The organism is Antrihabitans cavernicola (assembly GCF_008297975.1).
Taxonomy (GTDB): domain Bacteria; phylum Actinomycetota; class Actinomycetes; order Mycobacteriales; family Mycobacteriaceae; genus Antrihabitans; species Antrihabitans cavernicola.
The window spans coordinates 395,006-419,194 of record NZ_VLNY01000005.1; the positions used below are offsets into that span (position 1 = coordinate 395,006).

Consider the following 24,189-nt stretch of genomic DNA (forward strand, 5'->3'; position numbering starts at 1 on the left):
TTTCGGAACTTCTCAATCCTCTCGAGTTCAACCAATCCAACGAGGTAGATGCTCCGAATGCCTTCCTGACAGTGCTTGTACACATTCCAGGAAGGCAGTTCCCATGAGGATCAGCGCATCGCGGATTATCGCCATTGCCGCAGTAGCGTCCATCTCGCTTCTCGGTACAGCAGCGTGTTCGTCCGACGACAGCTCCGACTCCAGCTCGTCCACGAGCGCAGCGGCAGCGGCCACGAGCGCGTCGTCCGATTCGGCCTCCGCGTCCGCCCCCAGCGGAACTGCCGATCCGGCTGCCGACCTCGTCGGCCCCGGCTGTGCCGACTACGCCAAGGCCAACCCGTCGGGCGGCGGCTCGGTCGCAGGCATGGCTCAGGATCCGGTTGCGGTCGCCGCAAGCAACAACCCGCTCCTCAAGACCCTGGTGCAGGCCGTCTCAGGTCAGCTCAACCCCAAGGTCAACTTGGTCGACACCCTCAACGGCGGCCAATTCACGGTCTTCGCTCCGGTCGACGACGCGTTCGCCAAGATCGATCCGGCAACCATCGACACCTTGAAGACCGATGACGCACTGCTCACCAAGATCCTGACCTATCACGTGGTTCCGGGTCGTATCGCTCCCAACGCGATCGCCGGCCAGCACCCGACAGTCGAGGGCGGCACCGTCAACGTGACCGGTTCCGGCAACGACCTCAAGGTCAACGACGCCAACGTCATCTGCGGCGGCGTGACCACGGCAAACGCAACGGTGTACCTCATCGACTCCGTTCTGATGCCTCCGGCCTGATCCCCCCTCAGGCCGGTATCGCGGCCGACCCGGGATCCCGGGTCGGCCGCGACCTCCGCCCTTTTGACAGAGCAACGAACGACCACACAGGCACCAGATCATCCATATGAACGGAAGGGGACGGGTAATGGGCGCTACGGTATTCCTTGATGATGCTGATTGGACAGTCCTGACCGCCCCGGGAACGCCGCGTTCGGGACCAAGACACTCCCGGGCCGATGCGTCCTGCCCCGCCGACATCAGCCGCGTCGTGTCGACGCGTGATGCCGAAGCAGCCGGCTTGGCCGACCTGCTCACTCGTTCTGCGACCGGCGACCAAAACGCGTTCGCCGAGCTCTACGACCAGACCTCGTCTCGTGTCTACGGGATGGTGTTGCGAGTGTTGCGCGATCCCGGCTTCGCCGAAGAGACCACACAGGAGGTCTACCTCCAGGTCTGGAAGACGGCACCCACTTTCGATCCCAACAAGGGCTCGGCGTTGTCCTGGCTGATGACACTGGCGCACCGCAGGGCGGTCGACCGGGTGCGATCGGAACAGTCGAACTCCGACCGCGAAGTCGTGTACGAAACTCGCAACCATGTCGGCGAGTTCGATCAGGTGACAGAAGAAGTGTGGCGTCGATTCGAGCAGCAGGCTGTTTTGGACTGCCTCGATTCGCTCACCGACACGCAGCGCGAATCCGTCGCGCTCGCGTATTACGGCGGACGCACCTACCGCGAGGTGGCCACCCACCTCGGCGCGGCTGTGCCCACCGTCAAATCCCGGATCCGTGACGGCCTGAGCCGTCTTCGAGGATGTTTGGGGGTCGCGTGATGAACGACGACCAGATCGACCTTGCTCACGGCTACGCACTCGGCATCCTCGATGCCGACGAGCAGCAGGCCGTCCAACGACTCCGCGCCAGTTCTGCCACCGAGGTCAACCGAGACTTCGAAGACCTGGTTCGGCAGACCAGGGAGACGCTCACGGCGATCAGCTTCGCCACGATCGTCACTCCCCCGGCCGCTCTGCGTGAACGACTGCTGACCCAGATCGCGTCGGGCCGACCGGACGACGCCGAGCAAACGGTCCAGTTCCAACGCATCGATCCGACTGCTTTCCACGAGCAAGAACCCCAGCCCTTCCCGGATTCGCAGTCTTTCCAGGACCCGCAGCCGCACCGCGTATTGCCACCGAGCGACACCGACAACCGAACCAACGGCGCTGCCTACTTCGACACCGCCGGGCCGGCCTCGTTCGATACGGCCGGGCCGGCCTCGTTCGATACGGCCGGGCCGGCCTCCTTCGATACCGCCGGGCCGGTTTCGATGGATCGGTATCGCGAAGCCAAGAAGAAGCAGCCGCGGTGGAAGCTCGCCGCCGGTTCGATGGCGGCTGCAATCGCGTTGCTGGCGGGCGGTGTGTTCATCGGCAGCCAGTTCACCGGATCGACGTCGACATCGACTGCCGACCAGGTGATCGCGGCCGGCGACGTCCGCGCAGCCAACTTCCCGGTTGCGGCAGGCGGTAACGCGACTGCGGTCTTCTCCAAGTCGAAGGACGCGGCAATCCTGTTGATGGACAACGTCGCACCGCCTACCGACGGCAAGGTGTTCCAGATGTGGTTCATCACCGGCAACAACGCACCGGTGTCGGCAGGCATCCTCGATGCGGCACAGGTGTCACCTGCGTCGTCGACGGTGGTGAAGGGATTGGGCAACGCGAGCAAGCTCGCGCTGACGGTCGAACCGAGCGGTGGCTCGGCTCAACCGACCACCACGCCGTTCATCGCACTCGATCTCGCCTGAGTCATAGAACGAGCGAAGGGCCTCCGGACAGTGTCCGGAGGCCCTTCGTCTGTGTAGCTGGAATCAGTGGTTGTGGCCGTGACCGTGTCCGGCCTCGCCCTCGTCCTCTTCCGGCTTCTCGACGACAGCGGTCTCGGTGGTGAGTACCATCCGGGCCACCGAGGCAGCGTTGACGACGGCGGAGCGTGTCACCTTCACCGGATCGACGATGCCGTCTGCCAGCAGGTCGCCGTAGGTCAGCGTCGCGGCGTTGAAGCCGAGCTTGCCGTCCGCTGCGACCTTGTTGGTCACCACGGAGCCTTCGGCACCTGCGTTGGTCGCGATCCAGAACAGCGGCGCGGACAGCGCAGCGCGGACGACCTCGATGCCGAGCGCCACGTCACCCTTGTTTGCTGCCGCAAGGGCGACCAGATCGTTGCCTGCGTGCACCAACGCCGAGCCACCGCCGGGGACGATGCCCTCGTCGACAGCGGCCTTGGCGGCGTTGACAGCGTCTTCGACGCGGTACTTGCGCTCCTTGAGGGCCGTCTCGGTTGCTGCGCCGACCTTGATGACCGCAACGCCGCCGCCGAGCTTGGCGAGGCGCTCCTCGAGCTTCTCGCGATCCCAGTCGGAATCGGAGTTCTCGATCTCTCGACGCAATTGGCCGACACGGGCTTCGATGTCGGCTTTGGTGCCCGCACCGTCGACGATGGTGGTGTCGTCCTTGGTGACGACGACGCGTCGGGCGCTGCCCAGCACGTCCAGGCCCGCTTCGCGCAGTGTGATGCCCACATCGGGATTCACCACGGTGCCGGCGGTGGCGACGGCGAGGTCGTCGAGGAACGCCTTGCGACGATCGCCGAAGAACGGCGCCTTGACCGCAACTGCCTTCACGGTCTTGCGGATCGAGTTGACCACCAAGGTGGACAGCGCTTCGCCTTCGATGTCCTCGGCGATGATCAGCACTGGCTTGCCGCTCTCGGCAATCTTCTCCAGCAGCGGCAGGAAGTCCGGCAGCGAGCCGATCTTCTCGCGGTGCAGCAGAATGAGCGCGTCTTCGAGGACGGCCTGCTGGGTATCGACGTCGGTGACGAAGTAGGGCGAGAGGAAGCCCTTGTCGAACTGCACACCTTCGGTGACGACCAGCTCGGTGTCGGTGGTCGAGGATTCCTCGACGGTGACGACGCCGTCCTTGCCGACTACGGTGAGCGCCTTGCCGACCATGTCGCCGAGCACCTCGTCACGCGAGGACACGGTGGCGACCTGCGCGATGGCCTTCTCACCCTCGACGGGCGTGGCGGCGGCGAGCAGCGACTCGGAGATCTTGTCGGCGGCCAAGGCAATGCCCTGGCCCAGTGCCATCGGGTTGGCACCGGCGGCGATGTTGCGCAGTCCGGCCCGAATCAGGGCCTGCGCCAACACAGTTGCCGTGGTGGTGCCGTCGCCCGCGACGTCGTTGGTCTTGGTGGCGACGCTCTTGACCAGCTGCGCGCCGAGGTTCTCGAACGGGTCGTCGAGGTCGATCTCACGCGCGATGGTGACACCGTCGTTGGTGACCGTCGGGCCACCGAACGCCTTCGCCAACACGACGTGGCGGCCGCGCGGTCCGAGTGTCACTCGAACGGCGTCGGCCAACTGGTCGACACCGCGCTCGAGCGCCCGGCGAGCTTCCTCGTCGAACGAAATAAGTTTGGACATTCTTTTTCGCTACTCCTGTATCGGAATGAACGCAGTGCGCCCCGGGGTCCAGGTTCGGACGCCGGGGCGCGCTGCGTTGGTCAGCTTGCGAGCCGACTTACTTGGTAACGACTGCCAGCACGTCGCGGGCGGACAGGATCAGGTACTCCTCGCCGCCGTACTTGATCTCGGTGCCGCCGTACTTGCTGTAGATGACAGTGTCGCCTTCTTTGACGTCGACCGGGATGCGGTCGCCCTTTTCGGAAACACGGCCCTCGCCCACGGCGATGACGGTGCCCTCCTGGGGCTTCTCCTTGGCCGTGTCGGGGATGACCAGGCCGGAGGCAGTCGTCGTCTCGGCCTCGTTGGCCTGGACGAGGATCTTGTCCTCGAGCGGCTTGATGTTCACGCTCGCCACAGTGAGCCCTCCACTTTCAGGGGTTCTTTTGCCCGAGGCTGTTCCCCGGGCGTTCGGATTTCGATCACGATGATGACCCTTCGCAAGCACCGTCGTCGCGGGTGCCGGAGCCTGCTCCGTGTCAACTAGCACTCTATACATGAGAGTGCCAGCCCTCAAGGGTGGGACCGAGTCGGTTTTGCACGACCGTGACCTGACGGGCGATTCGTACACACCCGCTCACCACTGTCGATGCAAATGAGTTTCCAATGTGACGTTGGTTTCTGTAACGTTCAGATAACGGAGAATGACAGTATGGTCGAGTAGAGAGCTTTCGCGGCGTATTAAGCGCGGCTCGATCGCAACGAGACAGCGGGAGGTGGACGATGCGAACTGCACTAGGTGTTTCAGCCGGCAGCGAAGTCGTATGCTCGGCGCTGCTCACAACTGCTCAGAACGGCGCCCAGTCGACCGAGTATCGCGTCATCACGACGGACGACCAGGCCAATACCGATCTCGGCGACCTGGTGGCGTCCTCGATCGAACTGATGACCACGCAGGTTTCACGCGAAGCGGTGCACCCCAAGGGCATCGCCGTCGCGTACCGAACCAAGGAACAGACTCAATCGATCCGCTCGGCGGTGGGCAGCCAGCGACGCGACCTGCAATTGGTCCCAGAATCAGCTGCTGCGTTGGCTTATCTGCGCAACACCGGCGAGGTGGCCCAGTACGGCACCATCGCGCTCGTCGACCTCGGCGCCCGCGGCCTCACTGTCACCACGATCGACCAGGTGGACGGCACGGTCCTGGACTCGGAGCGCACCACCGACGTCAGCGGCAACGCGATGGACGAACTGGTCTACGAGCATCTGCTTGCCGAGCACTACGCAGGCGAGCGGGGTGTCCGCACCAACCGCGGCCAGCTCACCGGTCGGGCTCGTGCGGCGAAAGAACATCTGTCCACCAACGACGCGGTCACCATCGACCACGTAGCCGGACGACCCCTGCAGCTGACCCGCGAAGACTTCGAGGCCCTGATCGCCGGAGTGGTCGACGAGGCTGTCATCTTCACGACCGGCATCTTCGACCGCACCCCGGAACGCCGACCGGAAACGGTCGCCGTGATCGGCGGCGGCGCGAACATTCCGTTCGTCAAGAACCGGCTGCAGGGTGCGCTCGACATTCCAGTGCTCGGACCGCGTGAACCCGAAGCCGTGATCGCCAAAGGCGCAGCGCTGCTGGCCGATTCGGCCGGTCCGCTGAGCTACCCGGTGGTCAGCCTGGCCGCCGAGGCGCCCGTCGGCACCTTCACCAAGGTCGCAGGCGCGCTGATCGGTGCGTTCGTAGTCGTCGGCCTGATCGTCGGTTACGGCGTGCAAGCGCTGACGCCCTCCGACAACGATCGCGTCGATCCCGCGGGCACCAGCAATCAGCAAGCCACGAATTCGCTGGTCACCAACGCACCGACCACCACGCAGGCGCCGGTGGCACCGCACCCGCAGACCGCATCCGGCTTCCCGACGTACGAGTACCCCGCTGCCGAGCCCACCCAGACCGGGCTCCCGAGCGAGCTCGGACCGTGGCCGACCGTCACCAACCCGGCGCCAGTCGGTACGACGACGACGGCACCCGGAACAACGACGACGACGCGGACACCTGCGCCGACGTTGCGACCGGACCCCAATCTGCCGCCCGTACAGTGGCCCGAGTTGGAGAAGTGGTTGCCGTTCACCACTACCCCACCGCCGACCACAACGCCGGACACCACCGAGCAGCTTTCGCCGAGCCAGCCACCGTCGTCGTCGACGGACCAGAACAGCTCGTCGTCGGCCCCGAGCACGGATACGCGCACGGAAACCTCGGATCCGTCGGCACAGTCGCAGCCGCGCTCACAGTCGCCGGAGGCCGCCGTCCCGACCAACGGTCAGCTGCCGAACACCGGGTCGTCGGGCAACAACTGATCAGGCTGTGACCTGCCTGGTCAGACTGTGACCTGACTGGTCGCAACCGACAGTCCCGGATCCGATGCCACCGTCAGCAACGACGGCTGTGCACCGCCCGCGATCAGATGCGCCCCCAGCGAGGCGATCATCACGCCGTTGTCGGTGCACAGGCGCGGCTTCGGGATGCGCAGCGTCAGGCCCGCGTCCGCGCACCGCTCCTCCGCCATCGACCTGATGCGAGAATTCGCGGTCGCACCCCCGCCGAGCACCAGGGTGTCGACGCCCAGATCGGTTGCTGCGCGCACCGCCTTCATCGTCAGCACATCGGCAACGGCTTCCTGGAAGCTGGCGGCGATATCCGGAATCGACAGCGGCTCGCCTGCGCGTTCCTTCGATTCGACATAGCGGGCGACCGCGGTCTTGAGCCCGGAGAACGAAAAGTCGTAGCGACCGTCGCGGGGACCCGTCATGCCGCGCGGAAAGGCGATGGCCTTCGGATTGCCTTCTTGCGCAGCGACATCCAGTGCGGGACCGCCGGGAAACCCGAGACCGAGCAGGCGCGCGACCTTGTCGAACGCCTCCCCCGCCGCGTCGTCGACCGTGCTACCGAGTTCCACGATCGGCTCGGCCAGGTCATGCACATGCAGCAGGTGCGTATGCCCGCCGGACACCAGCAACGCAACGCACGGCGGCATCGGGCCGTGTTCGAGCGTGTCGACGGCCACGTGACCGCCCAGATGATTCACCGCGTAGAACGGCACGTCCCAGGCCGCCGCGTAAGCCTTGGCGGCGGCGACGCCGACCAGCAGCGCCCCGGCGAGCCCTGGTCCGATGGTCACCGCGAGGGCGTCGGGTTTCGCGATACCGGCCGCATCGAGCGCGCGTCGCATCGTCGGCACGATCGCCTCCAGATGGGCACGCGACGCGACCTCCGGTACGACGCCACCGAACCTGGCGTGCTGATCGACGCTCGAGGCGACCTCGTCGGCGAGCTGCTTGCAGGTTCGGGTGGTGCCGTTCCACTCGACGATGCCGACTCCTGTTTCGTCGCAGGAGCTTTCGATTCCCATCACGATCATGATGTGTATCCCTCGGCAGGTGGTCGTCGCATGGTGTAGGCGTCGGCGCCGCTGGGCTGGTAATAGCGCACCCGGGTGCCGACGATCTCGAAGTCGCGTGTCAGATAGAGAGTGATGGCCGCCGTATTGTCAGTGCGGACTTCGAGAAACACCGGTCCGCCGTGCTCGTCGGTAAACGACAGCAGCCGATCCAGCAGCAATCGACCCGCACCGAGCCGTTGATGGGCAGGATCGACGCCGATCGTGTGCACCTCCGATTCGCGACCGATCGAACCGCCCAACAACGCGACCCCCGCGTAGCCGATCATCTCGTCGTCAGCATTGCGTGCAGTCAGGTAGCGATTGTGTTCGCCGGCAAGTTCCGACCGAAATGCGTTGGCGCTCCACGGATCGTCGCCGGGGAACAGTAGGTTCTCCAGCTCCACGCACCGCTCGACATCGGCAATCGTCATCGCAACGATCGAGATCGTCATCGGGCCCGTGCTGCCTGCTCCACCGCGTCCGGGCGTCGAAGATAGAGCGGCACAATCGGTTCCGGTGCGGCACCGGACAGAATCGCAGCGGCGAGCGGCAGTACCAGGCCCAGTGCCGACGGGCTCTCCACCGGCTCGACGGGCACGTCGAACAGGTCGACGTGCGACGGCGACCCGGCAATCACTGCGGCACTTCCCACTTCGAGTGCGCTGGGCTTCTCCACGCCGGGACCGTCGAAGCGAACGCCGTCGCGATAGCGGGCCCAGTACACCTCTCGGCGGCGAGCGTCGGTGACCACTAACAGTTCCCGGTCCGGACCCACCTGATGCGCGATGGCGTCGAGACTGCAGATCCCGTAGACGGGGATGTGCAGCGCATCGGCGAATCCCGCGGCCGTCGCCATGCCGACCCGCAGTCCGGTGAACGGGCCCGGACCGACACCCACCACGACTGCGTCGAGATCGGCTGGCACCGAACCCGACTCGGCAAGGCATTCCATGATGTGCGGAGTCAGCAGCTCGGCGTGAGCACGAGCATCGACGGTGAGCCGAGTGGCGAGCACGCGGTGACCCGAATCGTCCAGCGCAACCAGGCCTGCTGTGACCGCGGGTGTCGACGTGTCGACGGCAAGGACCAGCATGATCGCCAACGATACCCGCTGCTATCCGACCCATTCCCAGGTGACGGTGCGTACATCGGATTCCGGCTCGCGGCGCATCCGGACCATCAGGTAGCGCGCGGTGAGGTGCTCCACAAGGCCTTCGCCCCACTCGACCACCACGACAGCACTGTCCAGGTCGGTGTCCAGGTCCAGCGCGTCGAGTTCGTCGAGCGCCCGCGGACCGGTACCGAGGCGATAGGCGTCCACATGCACCATCGGCACGGGGGCGTGACCGGAACGCTCCCCAGCCTTGTGCTCGCGGGCGATGATGAAGGTCGGGGACGTCACCCGCCCCCGCACCCCGAGCCCCGCGGCGATTCCTCTGGTCAGAGCCGTTTTACCCGCCCCCAGCGGACCGTCGAGGATCACCATGTCGCCGGCCTGCAACTCGTCGGCCAGCGCGCGCCCGAAATCTTCGGTGTCTTCCGTCGTGGGCAGTTCCCGCTCAGCCAATGCCTTCGCTTTCCGCCATCGCGTGTCGAAACCGTTCGAGGGCGACTCTACTGCCCGCGTAACCATGGCTCCTATCTATCGGTACAGCTCCGCAACGGCGCGGACGTAACCGACAAGGACCGACCATGATCACCATCCATCGACGTGCCACCCGTCTATTCACCGAATTCGCAGTCGTCGCAACCCTGGCAGCGATACCGCTGGCAGCTCCGGTTGCTGCGATTGCGAGCGCAGCGGACGCGCAGTCCGTTGCCTACGATTCGCCGGACACGGACGATGCGATGCAGTGCGATTTCGGTATGCACCAAGGAAATCAGTGCGAGCAGGAGTCGCACATCCACAAATTCCGCGTGCAGCGGCAAAGCGATCGACACACGACCTACGAGCGGCCGGCTTCCACCGGCACCGGTCGATTTGCCTGAGACCCACCAGCTCTGTTGCCCGACAACACGATCGGCACCACCGACAGTCGAGGTGTCCCCGTGAGAACCGAATACGATCACGTCGTACGAGCGCTCGATGCGTTGCCGGACAGGCAGCGCAGGGCGCTCGTTTCGGCGTTCTATACAGGCCTGTCCGCGACGGAGATCGCCCTGGTGCTCGGTGAACAGGAAGCCGCCGTCATTTCCCTGCTGCACAACGCTACGTGGCGCCTGCGGGACCGACTCGACGAACGAGACAGCCGCCACCGCCGGTAGCACCGGCGATGGCGGCTAGGTCGCGGTAGGTCAGTCGGATTCGCGCGGTGCACCCTCGGCGGAACCGTCACGCTGCAATTCTTCGCCCTGCAATTCCTTCATCTCGCTGGTGAAGATCCGTAAGGACTGTCCAAGCCCCCGTGCAGCGCCCGGCAGTCGCTTGGAGCCGAACACCACGACGAGAACGACGATCACGATCGCCCAATGCCACGGGCTCATCGCACCCATGTCGGCCTCCCGCCTCTGATACGCACCCTGATCAGCACCGATGCCGCACACAACACGATGGCAACGACCTCTGCGACGACGCTGAGCGCTGCCTTGGGCGCCGGGTCCCACCCGATCTCGGTGAACCCGAAAATCCCGACCGTGCGCGACATCACGAACGCCCCGAGCGCACCGACACCGAGTGCCGCAGCGGCAAGCCGTAATACGAACGACCCGCCCACCAGCAGCAGCACAGCGATCGCGAACGACGCCGCGGCCTGAATCAGAAACGAGGGCCCGATCATGTGGATGTAGCGGTATCCGCCTCGGTAGAGGTCGAAGTGGATGTAGCCGCTGACCGCGACGGCCGCACTGATTCCGATGCGCAACACCAGATCCGGCCATGCGCGGTTCACAGCAGAGCCTGATCTTTGATGGCGAGCACCTGCTGGCCCTTCATGTAGCTGACCTCTCGAATCCCCAGTGCGGCATGCAATTTCCCCGCAGGCAAGGTGACAGGCTTCGGAACTGTCACGCCTGGCTCACCGGGTTTCGGCAACGCGTAGGCGGTGGTGGTGCCGCTGTAGAAGGTGATGTTGCCGTCCGTCTTGGTGAACAGCTGATGGACGTGTCCGTTGAGGCAGGTGACCGATGCGAATCGGCGCAGATAGCTCAGGGCCTGCGTCGAATCGTCTGTGCCCCAACCCCATTGCGGGTACATCGCGAACAACGGGATATGGCTGAACACGATGATCGGAGTGTCGCTCGACAGGCCGGCGACGTCCTTGCGCATCCAGTCGAGCTGATCTTGACCGAGATGACCGAGCAGAGTCATGTGCAGCGTGTTCACCAGCGCGATCACATGCACTCCGGCCACGTCGAAGCTGTACCAACCGTCGCCGCGAGAGCCTTTGCCGAACGCATCCCGGTACCGCTGCCCGCCGTCGTCGGTGGAATCGTGCTCACCGGGCACCGTGAACACATGCGGAGTGTTGAGGCTTTTCATCATCTGCTTCGCCTGATCGAACTGTTCCGGCGTCGCCAGGTGCGTGAGATCGCCTGTGTGGATGACGAAGTCGGGGGTGTAGCCCAGCGAGTTGACCTGGCTGATCGCCTCGCCGAAGGTGTCGACCACGTTGGTGTTCGCTGCGCCTTGGAAGCCGATGTGGCTGTCGCTGACCTGCGCGAACCGCAGCGTCGGGCGATCGGTGGCAGCCGAGCTGATCGGCGTTCCGCCGACATGGGACAGCACCTCGCCGCCGACCACGGTCAATCCGACCGCCGCACCGAACCACGCTGTGTGCCGCATCAACTGCCTGCGGGACATGGTGTGCGGATCGCGCGGATCGGTGTGCTCGTCGTCGTACGCGCTCATGGTGTCACCACGACGGTTGCGTGCATGAACGGGTGGATGGAGCAGATGTAGTCGAAGTTGCCCGCCTTGGTGAACGTGAAGCTGTAGGTGGCCCCCGCGCCCATCCCGGGTGAATGGAAGCTGCCGTCACCACTGGCAACGGTGTGCGGCTCTTCGTCTTTGTTTGTCCACGTCACCGTCGTTCCGACGGGCACGGTGAGCGACGCAGGCGCAAACGCGAAGTCGTCGATGTTCACGGCGTTCGCCGATGTCGGTGCGACCGGCGGTGCCGCAGGCGCCGACATGTCGGACATCCCCGGCATGCCTGTCATGGCGATCGCGGGCGCTTGCCCGCCCGGCATGCCGGGAGTCTCTGCGCCGGAGGCGAATACGAACGAGGGTGTGCTCGCTGCGGTATCGGACCCCGTTGTCCCGCAAGCACTCATGGTCAACATTGCCGCTGCGGCACACGTGGCCGCAGCCACTGCGTGCCGCCGTCCAAGGTAGATGCTCATCGATCCAAGTCCTTCGATCTCGGTGGGCCCTCCCCGCGGACGCGGGTCGGTCACCAACAGATAGCGAGGGGGGTTACATGAGCCCGAAAGCGTTGTCCGCCTGCGGTTCCACGATCAACGCGGCACGCGCGTAGGCCACAGCCGCGTGCGCACATGCATCAGGGCCCGCGTCGTCACCGAGCAGCTCGAGCAGCCTGCCCTTCGCCCGATACCACGCGGCTCTCGACTCGACGGTCGCATCGGCACCGGGGCGCCGATGCGCGAGCCGAGACAGCTCGATGACTGCATTCATGGTGGTACCGCCGTTCGTCGGTGAGAAGATCCTTCACCAACAGATAGCGACGTGAGTTACAGGGCCTCAGGCGGGTTCTGTCGGCGCGAAAACCTCTATCGCACCGCCATTCTCGCGGATCTGCAGATTCGGCAGCGGCGCAGGCGCGATCGGCAGTTGATGCTCGGCGACGTACCCCGCAGTCGTGAACGAGGTCGAGTGGCACGGGCAGCGCAACTTGTCCGCCGGGGCATCCAGCCACAGTTTGCAACCCTGATGCGTGCAGACTCCGGACACGGCGGCCGGCTTGCCGTCGACGCGTCGAACGAACCCGCTGATCGTGCCGACATCGAACGCCACCGTGGCGCCGTCGGGCACATCGGCGCTGGCCGCGACGGCCCGCCACGCACCCTTGGTCGGCTCCAGCGTTGCCGGTGATGCGACTTCCTGCGTCGGCTCGCCGGTCGCCCCACCGACGAAGGCGCGGTCGACGACGGCACCGACGGCGGCGGCCGCAGCCGCAACGGACGTCCCGATCAAAACTTGCCGCCGCCGTGGCGAACGGTGGTCGGCGCCTTCGTGATCGGACGTCGGCTCGTCGAGTTCGGCAGCAAGGCGCTGGTGCAGGTCTGCGAGGAACGATTCACTCGGGGTATCGGCGCCCATCCGTGCGGAGCGCAGCGCGATGGCGGCGCGCATCTGCTCGGCGTCGGCCTCGTCGGGGCGGAACGACTTCGGTCGTCGCCCGGCCAGCAGGTCGTCGACGTAGCGGCGAACATCTTTGCCGGTCATCGTGCGCCTCCTTCGCTGAACTGTGCCGCCATCTGTAGTGCCCGATGCTGCAGCACTTTCGCATTCGCGACGCTGACGCCCAGATCGGTAGCCGAGTCGCGGACGGACAGTCCCTGCATGAACCGTAGCTCGAGAATCCGTCTGTATCGGTCCGGTAGTCGATCCAGGACCGAGCGGGCCCGGCTGATCGCCAGCGCGTTCTCGGTCACGTCGTCGACGGGGGTCTCGGCGAAATCGTCGTCGATGGTCGTGATTTCGCGTCCCATCCGGACCCGCCAGTAGCCTGCCAGCACCGTGCGCGCCGTTGCACGCAGGTAGGCGCGCACCTCGGGAACGGTCGCCGACATTCGCAACGGGCCGAGCGCCGCCAAGAACACCTCGGCGGTGAGATCCTCTGCGTCCGCCCTGTTTCCGACCTTCGAGAACATCAGGCCGTATACCCAGGCAGCGTTGTCTCGATACACCGACTCCCAGCCGTTGTACCCGTCACCCGACACGAGTCGCAGCTCTCGCGTCGGGGCCGGATCTTCGACCGCTTCGTGTCGACGCCCGGATTCCGACCGTCCCCTCATGTCCTGCCCTCCGAGTCCGCCACCTACCGGTCCGAAACAGACGCATGGCCGCGCCTACAGGTAGATAGCGAGGGGGGTTACACGGCCACGGTGTGTAACCCCGCTGCGTATCCATCGGTGACAGCTCGACGACGCCTCGTCGAGACCGCATCGCTTGGAGGGACATCATGAGCAACCTCATATCGCGCACGTACGCAACATCATTGGCAGCGGCAGCATTGACTGCCGGCGCCGTTCTGCTGCCGGGCACCGCTGCGGCAGCAACAATTCAGCTTGCCGCTGCCGGGCCCGATTGTCTATGGGCAGGCGGATCCCATCCGCAGGGCCAGACGGTGATCGCAGGCGGCTGGACATTCACGTGTGCAGGAGGTCAGTGGGCCATCGGCGACAGCGTGAATCAGGTCAGCTCGGTTCCCGATCCGGGCACCGGTGCACCCGCAAGCGGGTTCAGCCCAGGAGCGATGCAACCCGGCGGCACCTACGACGCCTACTGCTCCGGCGATCAGTACGTCAACGCAGGTCGTTTCGCCTTTCGCTCGGACGGCTCGTCCTGGCTCCCGTACCCCGGCCCAGTCAACGTCTGGAACGCCGAAGCAGGCACCGGTCCCGCCGTAACGCCTGCGGACGGCGAATGCCGCGACGGCTCGATCATCTAGCCGACGCTGTGTCCATCTAGCCGACACTGTGGTTCTGCGCATCGACGGATCGCTGGACAAGGCGGTCGATGGCATCGTTGACCAGATCAGGGAACTCCAGATGGACCATGTGACCTGCGCCGTCGACTCGCACCAGTTCACTGTGCGGCAGCTCCGTCGCCAACCGTTGCGCGCCCGAGAAGGGGACGACCACGTCGCCGCTGCCCGACAACACCAACACCGGGATATCGGCAAGTACGGGGAGCGCCGCCAGCTCGTCGTGCACCTCCAGCGTCCTGAGGAAGCTGCCGATGGTGCCGACTGGAGTCTGGTCGATCATCGTGTTCGTGAAGTGGACCAACGTGGGGCTGACCCGCGTTCGGAATGACGACGCGTGCAGGATCGGCCAGATCACCGTCTTCGCCGCAACTCGACTGTGCTCGAGCAGGCGCGGAGTCGATCGTGCGGCGAAGGCGAAGCCGTCGAGCAAGGGATTGCGCAGGTTGCGGCCCAGTCCCTCGCTGGCAAGCCCGGCCGCCGTCGAAGACACCAACCCGATCCCGGCCACCCGTTGCCGAAACAGGTCAGGCCGCTGCCGAGCCGCCGACAAGACCGCCATGCCGCCCATCGAATGGCCGATCAGCACGATCCGACCGTGCGGCACGAGCGCGTCGATCACCGTGCCGATATCGCGACCGAGCTGCTCGATAGTGCAACTTTCGGTGCTGGGCGTTCCGGATCGGCCGTGCCCGCGCAGGTCGACGAACACCATGCGAACCGACGATCCCCACCGATCGTGCAGATCACGGCGTTGCAGGTGAAACGACGTCATCCGATTGCTGAAGCCGTGGACGAACAGCACCGTGGTGGGGGCATCGCGAGGTCCCGCCTCACGAACCGCCAGCATCACGCCGTCGTCGGCACGTACCTCGGTGCCACGATCGGAGTCGATCAGGCCGAAATCCTCACCCTCGTAGGGGTCGGCTGTCCGGTTTCGCATCGCCTTCCGGACAGCGAATGCTCCCGCCAACCCACTGACGGTCGCGGCGCTGATCACGCCGCCGAGCAGCGCTGGATGCTTCACAGCTCACCACCGATGTAGCGACGCACGATCCGGCCACGAGGCGACGTAACCACCTCGTAGTGAATGGTGCCGAGTAGATCGGCCCAATCCTGAGCGCGTGGCTCGCCGCGATCACCCGGTCCGAACAGCACTGCGGTGTCACCTTCGGAAACGCCTGCCCCGTCCGGTCCAAGGTCGACCAGCACCTGATCCATGCAGACGCGACCGACGCTGGAATGCCGTGCACCGCCGAGCAATACGTCGAATCTGCCGCCGAGAGCACGGGAAACTCCGTCCGCGTAGCCGACGGGAAGCAACGCCAGCATCGTGTCGCGGGGGGCAATCCATTCGTGCCCGTAGGACACACCTTCGCCGCGGGCGACGTCCTTCACGAGCGCAACCCGCGTTTGCAGCGTCATCGCGGGCCGCAACCCGAAGTCGCCGAGCTCGGGAATCGGCGTCAACCCGTATACGGCGATTCCGGGCCTGATCATGTCGAAGTGAAGATCCGGCCTGGTGAGGGTCGCGGCCGAATTGGACAGGTGGAGCAATTCGGGAATCAGGTTGCGCGCCTTGGCAGCAGCGACGGCGTCGAGAAACCGCTGGCGCTGGATATCGATCATGGGATGGTGCGGCTCGTCGGCCTGTGCGAGGTGGGAGAAGATGCCGCGCAAGCGAACCGAGCCGGCGCGTGCCAGATCCACCAGGTCGTCGAGCAGCCGCGGGTACTCCGTGGGCGACGCACCGTTCCGGTTGAGGCCGGAATCCACCTTGATCGACACCGTCGCGGGTGTTCCTGCCGCTTTCGCGGCGGCCGCGACGGCGGCAAGGTGGCGCGTCGAGGACACCCCGATCTCGACGTCCGCACGGATCGCCGCGGCGAAATCGACGTCCGAGGTGTTCAGCCAGCACAGAATCGGCGCTTCGATGCCTGCGGCGCGCAACTCGACAGCTTCGGCGACGGTCGTGACGCCGACCTCGCGAGCACCGGCAGCGAGCGCGGTCTGCGCAACCCGGAAAGCGCCGTGGTTGTAGCCGTCTGCCTTCACGACGACCATGACCGCCGCATCGCCCGCGTGTTCGGCCAGAACCCGGGTGTTGTGCGCAATGGCGTCGAGATCGACGACCGCTTCGGCCTGTGGAGCGGGGATCGGGCTGGTCACAGCTGTCGATACTGCCATCGCAACGGCGGCTGCGATCACATCGGCTGCGAGATCACAGCCTTCGACTGCTCTCGTAAGACCCGAATTGCCGCCCTGATCTGCGCTGACAGGGGGCCGGCCGAGATGGGGGCGCCGCACGACGAATCGGCGACAGCGGCAAGATTCGCCGCCAATGCGTGTGCTTTCGAACCCATGGCCGCCGCCGCCGCGGGCTCGATCCCGGCCGCGAGCAGCGCCCCGATCACACCCGCGAGGACGTCACCCGCGCCGGCAGTGGCCGCCCACGACCCACCGGCCTCGTTGACGAACACCGTGGAATCCGGCGCGGCGATCACCGTGGCGCGGCCCTTCAACAGGACCGTCACCTCCCAGTCCTGCGCGAGCGCGCGGACCGCGTCCACTCGGTCGGCGCCGGGCGGGCTGCCGGTCAGTCGCTCGAACTCGCCCGCGTGCGGTGTCAGCAGCGTGGGTGCCGTGCGTCCGCGGGCAAGATCCGGGTCGGCGGCAAGCATGGTGAGACCGTCGGCATCGACGAGGACCGGAAGGTCGGTGGCGAGGACGTCGGTGAGCGTGTCGTATGCGGTGTCGTCGGTGCCCACACCGGGCCCGATCACCCAGGCCTGCACCCGCCCGGATTCTCGAACAGATTGCGCGGCAACCACTTCGGGTGTGTGGGCCAGCACATCCGACGCACCCGTGCCTGCATAGCGCACCATGCCCGACGTGGCCGCGACCGCCGCACCGGTGCACAACACGGCCGCACCAGGGTAAGTCGCGCTGCCTGCGCAGATCCCGACGACGCCTTGGGTGTACTTGTCGTCTGCGGGGCCCGGGACGGGCCACGATGCACCGACATCGGCGGCGTCGAATGCACTGAGCTCGGCATCACCGAGGCGTAAACCGATGGGTACCAACTCGATTCGCCCGCAGCGCGGCGCGGCCAACACATGAACGGGCTTGCGGACGCCGAACGTCACGGTCACCGCGGCGGTTACAGCGGGCCCGTCGACGGCACCGGTATCGGGATCGACGCCGCTGGGCAGGTCGACGGCGATGATCGGAACATGCACGGCGGCAACAAGATCGGCTGCGGCGGGCCGCAGCGGTCCACGTCCGGAGATGCCGACGATTCCGTCGACGACCAGGTCGGGATCGCCGATCGTGTCGACGATCCGTCCGCCCGCGCTACGTAGCGCGGCAAGGCCTTCGACGTGTGCGCGGGCCGGATCGAGGAGAACGGCCGAGACCGCGACACCCCGGCGGCGCAACATCGACCCCGCCCACAGCGCGTCGCCGCCGTTGTCACCGGAACCCACCAGCAGCGTCACGCCACGACCGACGACACCACCGGTGCGCTCACGCAGTTCGGCAGCAACCACCGTTGCGAGGCCGTAAGCCGCGCGTTGCATCGGGACACCGTGGGGCAACGCTGCGATCAGCGCCGCTTCCGCGGCGCGGACTTGATCGGATGTGTAGTAGCTGCGCATCGCTTCCTACCCTCCTGGCAGACCCCCGCACGACCGATGGCGAAAGACTACGCTGTGCGCCATGACCACACCCGCGCGTGCAAGATCGACTCATTTCGGCCGAACCCGACTGGTCGTTGCGGGAATCGCTGTGGCTGCGGCACTTTCGGCGTGCGGGTCCAGCGACTCGTCCGGCGTCGCCGCCATCTCGACGACACCCGCGCCCGGCGCGCCGACCACCGCACAGGTACAGAGCGGCGATGTAGCGGTGAAGGTCAAGGGCATGGCTTTCACGCCCGCAACCATCACGGTGACAGCCGGAACCAAGGTCACCTGGACCTTCGACGACGGCGGTATCCCGCACACCGTGACCGGACTGAAGGACGCCGCAATGGGCATCAACAGCCCGATCCTCAAGGAAGGCGACTACAGCTACACCTTCGACAAGCCAGGCACCTACAACTACATCTGCAGCATCCACCCGGACATGAAGGGCACCGTCACAGTGCGCTGATGCGCAGGTGAGCGTTTAGTTGGTCCAGAGACCAACAAACCACTCACCTGCGGCGAAGCCGCCCTATTCGACCGTGACCGACTTCGCCAAGTTGCGCGGCTTGTCCACGTCGTAGCCTCTGGCCTGCGCAATCTCCGCCGCGAAGATCTGCAGCGGCACCGTCGAGAGCAGCGGCTGAAGCAGAGTCGGCGCTGCCGGTATCTCGATCAGATCGTCCGCGAACGGCCGCACCGTGTCATCGCCCTCCTCGGCGATCACGATGGTGCGGGCACCACGAGCCTGAATCTCGCGAATGTTGCTGAGCAGCTTCGAATGCAGCATCGCGCGGCCCTTCGGCGACGGCATCACCACGATCACCGGCAAACCGTCCTCGATCAGCGCGATCGGACCGTGCTTCAGCTCCCCCGCCGCAAAGCCCTCGGCGTGCATGTACGCCAGTTCCTTGAGCTTCAGCGCGCCCTCGAGCGCGACCGGGTAGCCGACATGGCGACCCAGGAACAACACCGTGGACGACTGTGCGAGGTCACGCGCGATCGCGCGTACTGCGGGAGCCGTCTCCAACACCCGCTGCACCAGCGCGGGCATCGACTCGAGGTCCGAGAACTCGTGTGCCACCTCGTCCGGGTACTTGGTGCCGCGTGCCTGCGCCAACGCCAGCCCGACCAGGTAGTTGGCCGTCACCTGGGCGAGGAACGCCTTGGTGGACGCGACGCCGATCTCCGGTCCCGCCCGGGTGTAGAGGACGGCGTCGGCTTCGCGCGGAATCTGCGAGCCGTTGGTGTTGCAGACTGCGAGCACGCGCGCCTTCTGGTCTTTTGCGTGCCGAACAGCCTCGAGGGTGTCCGCCGTTTCGCCCGACTGCGAGATCGCGACCACCAGCGTCGACCGGTCCAACACCGGGTCGCGGTAGCGGAACTCACTGGCCAGCTCCACCTCGACAGGCAGCCGGGTCCAGTGCTCGATCGCGTACTTGGCGAGCAGGCCGGAGTGATAGGCGCTGCCGCAGGCGACGACGAACACCTTGTCGACGTCGCGAAGGTCCTGTTCGGAGAGCCGCTGTTCGTCGAGCACGATCTTGCCGTCGGCGAAATGCCCGAGCAGCGTATCGGCGACCGCTTGCGGCTGCTCTTCGATCTCCTTGAGCATGAAGTAGTCGTGGCCACCCTTTTCGGCGGCGGCGAGGTCCCAATCGATAGTGAAGGGACGACCGGGAGCGTCGGTGCCGTCGAAGTGCATGATCTTGTGGCCCTCGGCGGTGATCACCACCACCTGGTCCTGACCGAGTTCGACGGCGTTGCGGGTGTGCTCGATGAATGCGGCGACGTCCGAGCCCAGGAAGGTCTCACCGCGACCGACGCCGATCACCAGCGGCGTGGACCGGCGTGCAGCCACGATGGTGTCCGGATGATCGGAATGCGTGAAGACCAGCGTGAACGCACCCTCGAGGCGGTTCAGCACCTTCAGGGCGCTCGCCACGAAGTCACCCTTGGTGTCGCCCGCGGCATAGGCGCGCGAGACCAGGTGCACGGCAGCTTCGGTGTCGGTATCGCTGTGGAACTCGACGCCTGCGTGCTCCAACTCGGCGCGCAACGGCGCGAAATTCTCGATGATGCCGTTGTGAACGACCGCGATCTTGCCCGTGACGTCCAGGTGCGGGTGTGCGTTGCGGTCGGTAGGTCGGCCGTGGGTTGCCCACCGGGTGTGACCCATTCCGGTGGAACCGACGAAGCGTTCGGTGCCGGTTTCTTCGAGTTCGGCCTCCAGATTCGCCAGCCGACCTGCCTTACGTTCGACAGCGAGCCCGCCCTCACCGTCGAGAATCGCGATGCCAGCGGAGTCGTACCCGCGGTACTCCATTCGGCGCAGCGCTTCGACCACGACGCCGAGAGCCTCGCGATGGCCGACGTAACCAACGATTCCACACATGGTTGAAGAGAATACGTGGGTCGGCGGCAACATCGAACCGCGCGAGCGCGACGCCACAATGCCGGTGGCTGTTTCCCTTATCGGATAACGTCATCGTCGTGTCGGATTCTGTGAAGTCTCTTATGACCGAACTCGCCAATCGCGGACCGCACCGCGTGTTGCGTGGCGACCTCGCCTTCGCAGGTCAACCCGGTGCCGTCTATACGCCGGCGGAGGGATTCAGCCTGCCCGGAGTGGCCTTCGGCCACGGTTGGATGGCGAACGTCGACCACTACCGCGCACTGTTGGAGCACCTCGCGTCCTGGGGCATCGTCGTTGCCGCGCCCAACAGCGAGCGCGGACCCGTTCCCTCGCACCTCGGCCTTGCCACCGACCTCCTGACCGCCCTCGACATCTGCACAGGTGTCCGTCTCGGCCTAGGCCAGATCAGCGTGAATCCTGCTCGACTCGGGCTGGTCGGGCACGGTATGGGAGCGGGTGCGGCTGTCATCGCGGCATCGCAGCGCCCTGCCATCGCCGCCGTTGCAGCGCTTTTCCCCGCCCCGACCGCGCCCACGGCCGAGTCGTGCGCGCCTACCATCACAGTCCCTGGACTGATCCTCGCGGGCGCGACAGACATCGACGCCATCGATTCCAACGCCACGTCATTGGCGACGGCGTGGGGTGGCACCGCCGTCCTGCGATCGATCGACAAGGCCAGCGGGCCTGGACTTGCCGAAGGTCGACGTGTTCTGAGCACGCTCGGCGCGGGTAAGGCCGAGCCCAAGACGCAGAAGACCGTGCGGGCATTGCTCACCGGTTTCCTGCTCGCCACTCTGACCGACGACAAGCGGTACGCCAGCTTCGTCGAAGCGGATGCGGCGATCCCGAAGACGCAGATCGTTGACCCGAACGCCGTCGTGGAACCGCCGAAGAAGAAGTCACCCGTCGGTCAGATCAGCCAACTCTTGGGTCGATAGAACGTCTCGGCTTCTTCGTCGGGGTCTTTTTCCTCGGGGTCGGCGGCCTGCGTAATCGGCTCGGCAGGAGGTTCGGCGCGCGCCTCGGCAGCGAGTTCCGCCGATCTGGCAGCTAGCCGTGCTTTGGCAGCGGCCAGCCGGTCGTCGAGGCGATCCGTATTCGCACGGTGATCGGCTGCGATGCGCTCGATTTCGTCTTTCCAGCTCATGTCACAGCGGTCCGGCCTCGGCGAGTTCTGCCCCGGTCTCCGGCGGATCGGTCTCGTCGGGACCTGCTTCTGCTAGCACGCCGTCACCTGATCGATTCGATTTGGGAGCCGAACGCAGTGCGGGTGTCGCCATACCGGCGTCGGGCTGTAGGTCGGCGGGCGGTTCGTCGTCAGGCGGCGTCGACGGCTGAACTTGTTCGCAGGTGGAATCGGCGAGTTCATGCGGCGCGGGAGCCGGCTCTAGGGCCGGGGCCGCGGGTTCCGGGTCTACAGCTTCCGGGGTCGCGTCGATTCCGTCGATCACCGGCGTGCCATCCGAGCCGACGGCCAGCTCGAACGACCGAACCCCGCCGGCAGAGTCACCCACCTGCAAGGTGAGATCCGAATCGGGCTGTTGCTCGATTCGGAGGTGATGCCCGTTCACATCGAAGTCCGATTGTTGTTGCACGGCAGCCTGATCCGTGTCCGGCGCCGGCTGATCCTCGACCAGCGGCTGCAATCGCTCCAGTAATCCGTCGACGGCATCGCTCGCCGCACCGACGACGGCGTTGCCCAGCAGGGTCGCGACCTTCGCGACGCCATCGACCAGATGGCCGACCTTGTCGAGGTCGAATTGCGGACTCGCGTCGTGCGGCGCCGTGGTGCCGGGGTTCGGTGCAGGCTGGTCACCGACGGCGGCCATCGAGCCGGTGAGTTGGCTGTACACGTCGCGCACCGCACGATCGGCGGCGGTGCACATCTCTTCGAAATGCGTCAGGTGCTCCTGGACGTGCGGGACGAAGACTTCGGCCAACCAGGTCGCGCAACGCTGCGCCACCTGCTCCGGCGTCGGGAGACCTGCCAGATCGGGAAAGATGTCGCTCAGGTCGTCGATGCGAAATTGCGCGCCGTCGATGATCTTGTCGATGTCGACGCCGGTCTTGCCGTCGACTTCGGGACTGTACGAGCCGACCGCGCGCGCCTTGTCGTCGATCACCGATCGCAGCGAGCGTACCGACTCGCCCATCGCATCGTGTGCGGATGCGATGCCGTCCTGGTGCTGCCGGTCGCGATCGACGTTGTCGTGCAACGACTTACGCGCTGCGTCGCCGCCGAGACCCGACCACGCCGGTTCCAGCGATCGCACGCGGGCCTGCTGCTCCGACCATTGCTCACTCGCGATTGCCAGTGAGCGACCGAGTGTCTCGACGTCGGCGGCCAATGCCGCGAGGTCGAGGCCTCGTTGCTGGTCGTAGCGGGCGCGCAGTTGCTCGGGATCGGTGTTCACGTCAGCGATCCGAGCGGCGCGCGGCAGGAACTCGTCGAAGTACCAGAGGCCGCGAGCCCCGGAATCGAGGAGGGCGTCCACCGACGCCGACTCGTTCACAGGACCTGACCCAATGCGTCGGACGATGCGCGATCTTGCACCGTGTAGCCGTCGACCGTCGCGTGCAACGCCGCGGCTGCCGCCGATCCACTGTTCGCCGACGCGGTCAGCACGCTGCCCAACGAGGCCAGCCCGGACTGCACCGCATGTCCGTGCTCCGCGTAGTCCCGGCCTGCGCAGTGCGATCCGAACTCGCCCTCCCCGACCGATCGTCCGCACTCCGCAACCACCCCCGACGACGCGTCCAGCGCGCCGGCCACGGCACGTACCGCAGCCGGATCTATCGCGAATTCACTCACGTCGCCCGCTCCCCGCTGTTGTCGATGCTCCTTGTTGTCGCTCGTTGTTGTCATTGACGCACGCGAGTCGCTGTCGGTTCCCTCGCGGCGAGAACGGCATGCAAGGCTGCGGCACCGTCGAGGAGTGCGAACGAGCGATCGGCGATGTTCACACCGCGCGCGGCGAGCCCGAGGTGCAGATCGGCGGAGCGGTGCAATTGCGGCATCAGTGCACGGAGAGTGCCGATCCGGTAGCCGGCTTTGCGTAGCTGGTGCACGATCCGGGCATCGCGAACCTGATCCGGCACGTACCGCCGGGTGCCGTTCGCGTCGCGGTGCGCCACGACCAGCCCTTCCGCTTCCCAGTGCCGCAGGGTGGACGCTCGCACGCCGAGGGCATCGGCGAGTTCGGAGATGCTCATCGCATCGTCAGGGCGGACATCGCCTATCGACTCGGTGGCGATCAGACCGGCAGCTGCCTGTGCGAGCTCGAGTTCGGTGCGCTCCTCGTGGAGTCGGGCGTGCGCAGCGTCGAGCAGAGCAAGCACCTGCGACGTCGAATCGGTATGCGCAGCACGCACGATGCGCTTGGCTTCGACGGGCCCCGCGCCGGCAGCCAATGCTCGATACGCCTGCGCGGAGCGAACGTGGATCGCGCAGTAGATGCGATAGCCCGATACGGTGCGCGACGCAGGCGGCAACACCCCGTCCTCTTCGAGATTGCGAACCTGCTGGACGGAGTATCCGGATCGGCGTGCCACATCGACCGTACGCAGATTCGTCGATTCGAGACTTTGCACCCGGTAATTCCAGCATGAGTGCGTCGAAGTCTCCACATGCACTCAGACGAAACTGAACGCGAGGTGACAACCCAGCTTGTTGGACGTGATCCGGTCCCGGAATGTCAGGCCGCGGGGCTGATCTCGACGTGGTAGCCGAGCTCTTCGAGCTGCCGTTGTAACA

Annotated in this window: 30 protein-coding genes; 9 read left to right on the top strand and 21 right to left on the bottom strand. The window is 65.9% G+C overall.

Annotation, left to right across the window (positions count from 1 at the left end; translation table 11 throughout):
• Window positions 1-103 precede the first annotated feature (103 nt).
• The 3 genes from FOY51_RS13785 (at window position 104) to FOY51_RS13795 (ending at window position 2,572) form a co-directional block, all read left to right on the top strand.
• Window positions 104-784, top strand: a complete 681-nt coding sequence (locus FOY51_RS13785; RefSeq protein WP_149430793.1) for a fasciclin domain-containing protein — start codon at window positions 104-106, stop codon at window positions 782-784.
• Between the two features lie 127 nt (window positions 785-911).
• On the top strand, window positions 912-1,598 hold the full coding sequence (locus FOY51_RS13790; RefSeq protein WP_149430794.1) for a sigma-70 family RNA polymerase sigma factor: 687 nt from the start codon (window positions 912-914) through the stop codon (window positions 1,596-1,598).
• The gene (locus FOY51_RS13795; RefSeq protein WP_187776306.1) at window positions 1,598-2,572 is read left to right on the top strand and encodes an anti-sigma factor; all 975 of its coding nucleotides are present in this window, start codon (window positions 1,598-1,600) and stop codon (window positions 2,570-2,572) included. The genes FOY51_RS13790 and FOY51_RS13795 overlap by 1 nt, the downstream gene beginning before the upstream one ends.
• A gap of 63 nt (window positions 2,573-2,635) precedes the next feature.
• Here the strand turns inward: FOY51_RS13795 and groL are convergent, their stop codons facing one another.
• Together groL and groES are read right to left on the bottom strand one after the other, a co-directional pair.
• Window positions 2,636-4,252 (bottom strand): chaperonin GroEL, encoded by a 1,617-nt coding sequence (gene groL, locus FOY51_RS13800; protein WP_149430796.1) that lies wholly within the window; start codon window positions 4,250-4,252, stop codon window positions 2,636-2,638.
• Window positions 4,253-4,349: 97 nt separating this feature from the next.
• Window positions 4,350-4,649 (bottom strand): co-chaperone GroES, encoded by a 300-nt coding sequence (gene groES, locus FOY51_RS13805; RefSeq protein ID WP_149430797.1) that lies wholly within the window; start codon window positions 4,647-4,649, stop codon window positions 4,350-4,352.
• A gap of 365 nt (window positions 4,650-5,014) precedes the next feature.
• Between groES and FOY51_RS13810 the strand changes: the two genes are divergently transcribed.
• Window positions 5,015-6,589: a DUF7159 family protein gene (locus FOY51_RS13810; protein WP_149430798.1), complete on the top strand. Its 1,575-nt coding sequence runs from the start codon at window positions 5,015-5,017 to the stop codon at window positions 6,587-6,589.
• A gap of 20 nt (window positions 6,590-6,609) precedes the next feature.
• Here the strand turns inward: FOY51_RS13810 and tsaD are convergent, their stop codons facing one another.
• The 4 genes from tsaD to tsaE are packed head-to-tail and all read right to left on the bottom strand — an operon-like array spanning window position 6,610 to window position 9,304.
• Window positions 6,610-7,650 (bottom strand): tRNA (adenosine(37)-N6)-threonylcarbamoyltransferase complex transferase subunit TsaD, encoded by a 1,041-nt coding sequence (gene tsaD, locus FOY51_RS13815; RefSeq protein ID WP_149430799.1) that lies wholly within the window; start codon window positions 7,648-7,650, stop codon window positions 6,610-6,612.
• Window positions 7,647-8,123: a ribosomal protein S18-alanine N-acetyltransferase gene (gene rimI / locus FOY51_RS13820; protein ID WP_149430800.1), complete on the bottom strand. Its 477-nt coding sequence runs from the start codon at window positions 8,121-8,123 to the stop codon at window positions 7,647-7,649. The genes tsaD and rimI overlap by 4 nt, the downstream gene beginning before the upstream one ends.
• The gene (gene tsaB, locus FOY51_RS13825; protein WP_149430801.1) at window positions 8,120-8,764 is read right to left on the bottom strand and encodes a tRNA (adenosine(37)-N6)-threonylcarbamoyltransferase complex dimerization subunit type 1 TsaB; all 645 of its coding nucleotides are present in this window, start codon (window positions 8,762-8,764) and stop codon (window positions 8,120-8,122) included. The genes rimI and tsaB overlap by 4 nt, the downstream gene beginning before the upstream one ends.
• A gap of 21 nt (window positions 8,765-8,785) precedes the next feature.
• Window positions 8,786-9,304, bottom strand: a complete 519-nt coding sequence (gene tsaE, locus FOY51_RS13830; RefSeq protein ID WP_149430802.1) for a tRNA (adenosine(37)-N6)-threonylcarbamoyltransferase complex ATPase subunit type 1 TsaE — start codon at window positions 9,302-9,304, stop codon at window positions 8,786-8,788.
• A 59-nt stretch (window positions 9,305-9,363) separates the two neighbouring features.
• Here tsaE and FOY51_RS13835 point away from each other — a divergent pair, with 59 nt between their 5' ends.
• Window positions 9,364-9,660 (top strand): hypothetical protein, encoded by a 297-nt coding sequence (locus FOY51_RS13835; RefSeq protein ID WP_149430803.1) that lies wholly within the window; start codon window positions 9,364-9,366, stop codon window positions 9,658-9,660.
• A gap of 60 nt (window positions 9,661-9,720) precedes the next feature.
• Window positions 9,721-9,936 carry an RNA polymerase sigma factor gene (locus FOY51_RS13840; RefSeq protein WP_187776307.1) on the top strand — a complete coding sequence of 72 codons (216 nt, stop codon included), beginning with the start codon at window positions 9,721-9,723 and terminating at the stop codon, window positions 9,934-9,936.
• Window positions 9,937-9,966: 30 nt separating this feature from the next.
• Here FOY51_RS13840 and tatA read toward each other — a convergent pair whose 3' ends face one another.
• The 7 genes from tatA to FOY51_RS13875 form a co-directional block, all read right to left on the bottom strand.
• On the bottom strand, window positions 9,967-10,164 hold the full coding sequence (tatA, locus tag FOY51_RS13845) for a Sec-independent protein translocase subunit TatA (RefSeq protein ID WP_149430805.1): 198 nt from the start codon (window positions 10,162-10,164) through the stop codon (window positions 9,967-9,969).
• Window positions 10,152-10,559, bottom strand: coding sequence for a hypothetical protein (locus tag FOY51_RS27215; RefSeq protein ID WP_187776308.1), 408 nt, complete (start codon window positions 10,557-10,559; stop codon window positions 10,152-10,154). Before FOY51_RS27215 ends, tatA begins: the two co-directional genes overlap by 13 nt.
• On the bottom strand, window positions 10,556-11,518 hold the full coding sequence (locus FOY51_RS13855; protein WP_235916305.1) for a metallophosphoesterase family protein: 963 nt from the start codon (window positions 11,516-11,518) through the stop codon (window positions 10,556-10,558). Before FOY51_RS13855 ends, FOY51_RS27215 begins: the two co-directional genes overlap by 4 nt.
• Window positions 11,515-12,012: a cupredoxin domain-containing protein gene (locus tag FOY51_RS27585; protein WP_235916306.1), complete on the bottom strand. Its 498-nt coding sequence runs from the start codon at window positions 12,010-12,012 to the stop codon at window positions 11,515-11,517. The genes FOY51_RS13855 and FOY51_RS27585 overlap by 4 nt, the downstream gene beginning before the upstream one ends.
• A 73-nt stretch (window positions 12,013-12,085) precedes the next feature.
• Entirely contained in the window at window positions 12,086-12,304 is a 219-nt protein-coding gene (locus tag FOY51_RS13865) for a hypothetical protein (protein ID WP_149430806.1), read from the bottom strand.
• 66 nt (window positions 12,305-12,370) lie between these two features.
• Window positions 12,371-13,075 carry a Rieske (2Fe-2S) protein gene (locus tag FOY51_RS13870; RefSeq protein ID WP_149430807.1) on the bottom strand — a complete coding sequence of 235 codons (705 nt, stop codon included), beginning with the start codon at window positions 13,073-13,075 and terminating at the stop codon, window positions 12,371-12,373.
• Complete coding sequence (locus FOY51_RS13875; RefSeq protein ID WP_149430808.1) at window positions 13,072-13,647, bottom strand: RNA polymerase sigma factor; 576 nt, start codon at window positions 13,645-13,647, stop codon at window positions 13,072-13,074. The genes FOY51_RS13870 and FOY51_RS13875 overlap by 4 nt, the downstream gene beginning before the upstream one ends.
• A 167-nt stretch (window positions 13,648-13,814) precedes the next feature.
• On the opposite strand from FOY51_RS13875, the gene FOY51_RS13880 reads away from it, so the two are divergent.
• Window positions 13,815-14,303, top strand: coding sequence for a hypothetical protein (locus FOY51_RS13880; RefSeq protein WP_149430809.1), 489 nt, complete (start codon window positions 13,815-13,817; stop codon window positions 14,301-14,303).
• 16 nt (window positions 14,304-14,319) lie between these two features.
• Here the strand turns inward: FOY51_RS13880 and FOY51_RS13885 are convergent, their stop codons facing one another.
• From FOY51_RS13885 to FOY51_RS13895, 3 genes are read right to left on the bottom strand one after another with little or no spacing between them, the layout of a single operon-like run.
• Window positions 14,320-15,366 carry an alpha/beta fold hydrolase gene (locus FOY51_RS13885; RefSeq protein WP_235916307.1) on the bottom strand — a complete coding sequence of 349 codons (1,047 nt, stop codon included), beginning with the start codon at window positions 15,364-15,366 and terminating at the stop codon, window positions 14,320-14,322.
• Window positions 15,363-16,526, bottom strand: coding sequence for an alanine racemase (gene alr / locus FOY51_RS13890; RefSeq protein WP_149430810.1), 1,164 nt, complete (start codon window positions 16,524-16,526; stop codon window positions 15,363-15,365). The genes FOY51_RS13885 and alr overlap by 4 nt, the downstream gene beginning before the upstream one ends.
• A gap of 17 nt (window positions 16,527-16,543) precedes the next feature.
• The gene (locus tag FOY51_RS13895; RefSeq protein WP_149430811.1) at window positions 16,544-17,995 is read right to left on the bottom strand and encodes an NAD(P)H-hydrate dehydratase; all 1,452 of its coding nucleotides are present in this window, start codon (window positions 17,993-17,995) and stop codon (window positions 16,544-16,546) included.
• Between the two features lie 61 nt (window positions 17,996-18,056).
• On the opposite strand from FOY51_RS13895, the gene FOY51_RS13900 reads away from it, so the two are divergent.
• Window positions 18,057-18,488, top strand: coding sequence for a cupredoxin domain-containing protein (locus FOY51_RS13900; RefSeq protein ID WP_149430812.1), 432 nt, complete (start codon window positions 18,057-18,059; stop codon window positions 18,486-18,488).
• 63 nt (window positions 18,489-18,551) lie between these two features.
• On the opposite strand, the gene glmS is transcribed toward FOY51_RS13900, so the two are convergent.
• A complete protein-coding gene (gene glmS / locus FOY51_RS13905) occupies window positions 18,552-20,414 on the bottom strand; it encodes a glutamine--fructose-6-phosphate transaminase (isomerizing) (RefSeq protein ID WP_149430813.1) in 1,863 nt (620 codons plus the stop codon).
• Window positions 20,415-20,512: 98 nt separating this feature from the next.
• Between glmS and FOY51_RS13910 the strand changes: the two genes are divergently transcribed.
• Entirely contained in the window at window positions 20,513-21,373 is an 861-nt protein-coding gene (locus FOY51_RS13910; protein ID WP_149430814.1) for a dienelactone hydrolase family protein, read from the top strand.
• On the opposite strand, the gene FOY51_RS13915 is transcribed toward FOY51_RS13910, so the two are convergent.
• Genes FOY51_RS13915 through FOY51_RS13930 form a run of 4 tightly spaced genes read right to left on the bottom strand, consistent with a single transcriptional unit; the run spans window position 21,346 to window position 24,026 of the window.
• Window positions 21,346-21,582, bottom strand: a complete 237-nt coding sequence (locus FOY51_RS13915; RefSeq protein WP_149430815.1) for a hypothetical protein — start codon at window positions 21,580-21,582, stop codon at window positions 21,346-21,348. The two genes, FOY51_RS13910 and FOY51_RS13915, sit on opposite strands and share 28 nt — an antisense overlap.
• A gap of 1 nt (window position 21,583) precedes the next feature.
• Complete coding sequence (locus FOY51_RS13920) at window positions 21,584-22,930, bottom strand: hypothetical protein (RefSeq protein ID WP_187776309.1); 1,347 nt, start codon at window positions 22,928-22,930, stop codon at window positions 21,584-21,586.
• 14 nt (window positions 22,931-22,944) lie between these two features.
• The gene (locus tag FOY51_RS13925; RefSeq protein ID WP_149430817.1) at window positions 22,945-23,301 is read right to left on the bottom strand and encodes a hypothetical protein; all 357 of its coding nucleotides are present in this window, start codon (window positions 23,299-23,301) and stop codon (window positions 22,945-22,947) included.
• On the bottom strand, window positions 23,298-24,026 hold the full coding sequence (locus FOY51_RS13930; RefSeq protein WP_149430818.1) for a MerR family DNA-binding transcriptional regulator: 729 nt from the start codon (window positions 24,024-24,026) through the stop codon (window positions 23,298-23,300). The genes FOY51_RS13925 and FOY51_RS13930 overlap by 4 nt, the downstream gene beginning before the upstream one ends.
• Between the last annotated feature and the right edge of the window lie 163 nt (window positions 24,027-24,189).

Excerpts from the sequence above, each read along its gene's own strand:
- FOY51_RS13835 (WP_149430803.1), top strand. The coding sequence starts at position 9,364 with ATGATCACCATCCATCGACGTGCCACCCGTCTATTCACCGAATTCGCA.
- tsaE (WP_149430802.1), bottom strand. The coding sequence starts at position 9,304 with ATGGTTACGCGGGCAGTAGAGTCGCCCTCGAACGGTTTCGACACGCGA.
- FOY51_RS13875 (WP_149430808.1), bottom strand. The coding sequence starts at position 13,647 with ATGAGGGGACGGTCGGAATCCGGGCGTCGACACGAAGCGGTCGAAGAT.
- FOY51_RS13895 (WP_149430811.1), bottom strand. The coding sequence starts at position 17,995 with ATGCGCAGCTACTACACATCCGATCAAGTCCGCGCCGCGGAAGCGGCG.
- alr (WP_149430810.1), bottom strand. The coding sequence starts at position 16,526 with ATGGCAGTATCGACAGCTGTGACCAGCCCGATCCCCGCTCCACAGGCC.
- rimI (WP_149430800.1), bottom strand. The coding sequence starts at position 8,123 with ATGACGATCTCGATCGTTGCGATGACGATTGCCGATGTCGAGCGGTGC.
- groL (WP_149430796.1), bottom strand. The coding sequence starts at position 4,252 with ATGTCCAAACTTATTTCGTTCGACGAGGAAGCTCGCCGGGCGCTCGAG.
- FOY51_RS27585 (WP_235916306.1), bottom strand. The coding sequence starts at position 12,012 with ATGAGCATCTACCTTGGACGGCGGCACGCAGTGGCTGCGGCCACGTGT.
- FOY51_RS13925 (WP_149430817.1), bottom strand. The coding sequence starts at position 23,301 with ATGACAACAACGAGCGACAACAAGGAGCATCGACAACAGCGGGGAGCG.
- FOY51_RS13915 (WP_149430815.1), bottom strand. The coding sequence starts at position 21,582 with ATGAGCTGGAAAGACGAAATCGAGCGCATCGCAGCCGATCACCGTGCG.
- FOY51_RS13790 (WP_149430794.1), top strand. The coding sequence starts at position 912 with ATGGGCGCTACGGTATTCCTTGATGATGCTGATTGGACAGTCCTGACC.
- tsaB (WP_149430801.1), bottom strand. The coding sequence starts at position 8,764 with ATGCTGGTCCTTGCCGTCGACACGTCGACACCCGCGGTCACAGCAGGC.
- tsaD (WP_149430799.1), bottom strand. The coding sequence starts at position 7,650 with ATGATCGTGATGGGAATCGAAAGCTCCTGCGACGAAACAGGAGTCGGC.
- FOY51_RS13855 (WP_235916305.1), bottom strand. The coding sequence starts at position 11,518 with ATGAGCGCGTACGACGACGAGCACACCGATCCGCGCGATCCGCACACC.
- FOY51_RS13795 (WP_187776306.1), top strand. The coding sequence starts at position 1,598 with ATGAACGACGACCAGATCGACCTTGCTCACGGCTACGCACTCGGCATC.
- FOY51_RS13865 (WP_149430806.1), bottom strand. The coding sequence starts at position 12,304 with ATGAATGCAGTCATCGAGCTGTCTCGGCTCGCGCATCGGCGCCCCGGT.
- glmS (WP_149430813.1), bottom strand. The coding sequence starts at position 20,414 with ATGTGTGGAATCGTTGGTTACGTCGGCCATCGCGAGGCTCTCGGCGTC.
- FOY51_RS13870 (WP_149430807.1), bottom strand. The coding sequence starts at position 13,075 with ATGACCGGCAAAGATGTTCGCCGCTACGTCGACGACCTGCTGGCCGGG.
- FOY51_RS13880 (WP_149430809.1), top strand. The coding sequence starts at position 13,815 with ATGAGCAACCTCATATCGCGCACGTACGCAACATCATTGGCAGCGGCA.
- FOY51_RS13785 (WP_149430793.1), top strand. The coding sequence starts at position 104 with ATGAGGATCAGCGCATCGCGGATTATCGCCATTGCCGCAGTAGCGTCC.
- FOY51_RS13810 (WP_149430798.1), top strand. The coding sequence starts at position 5,015 with ATGCGAACTGCACTAGGTGTTTCAGCCGGCAGCGAAGTCGTATGCTCG.
- FOY51_RS13900 (WP_149430812.1), top strand. The coding sequence starts at position 18,057 with ATGACCACACCCGCGCGTGCAAGATCGACTCATTTCGGCCGAACCCGA.
- tatA (WP_149430805.1), bottom strand. The coding sequence starts at position 10,164 with ATGGGTGCGATGAGCCCGTGGCATTGGGCGATCGTGATCGTCGTTCTC.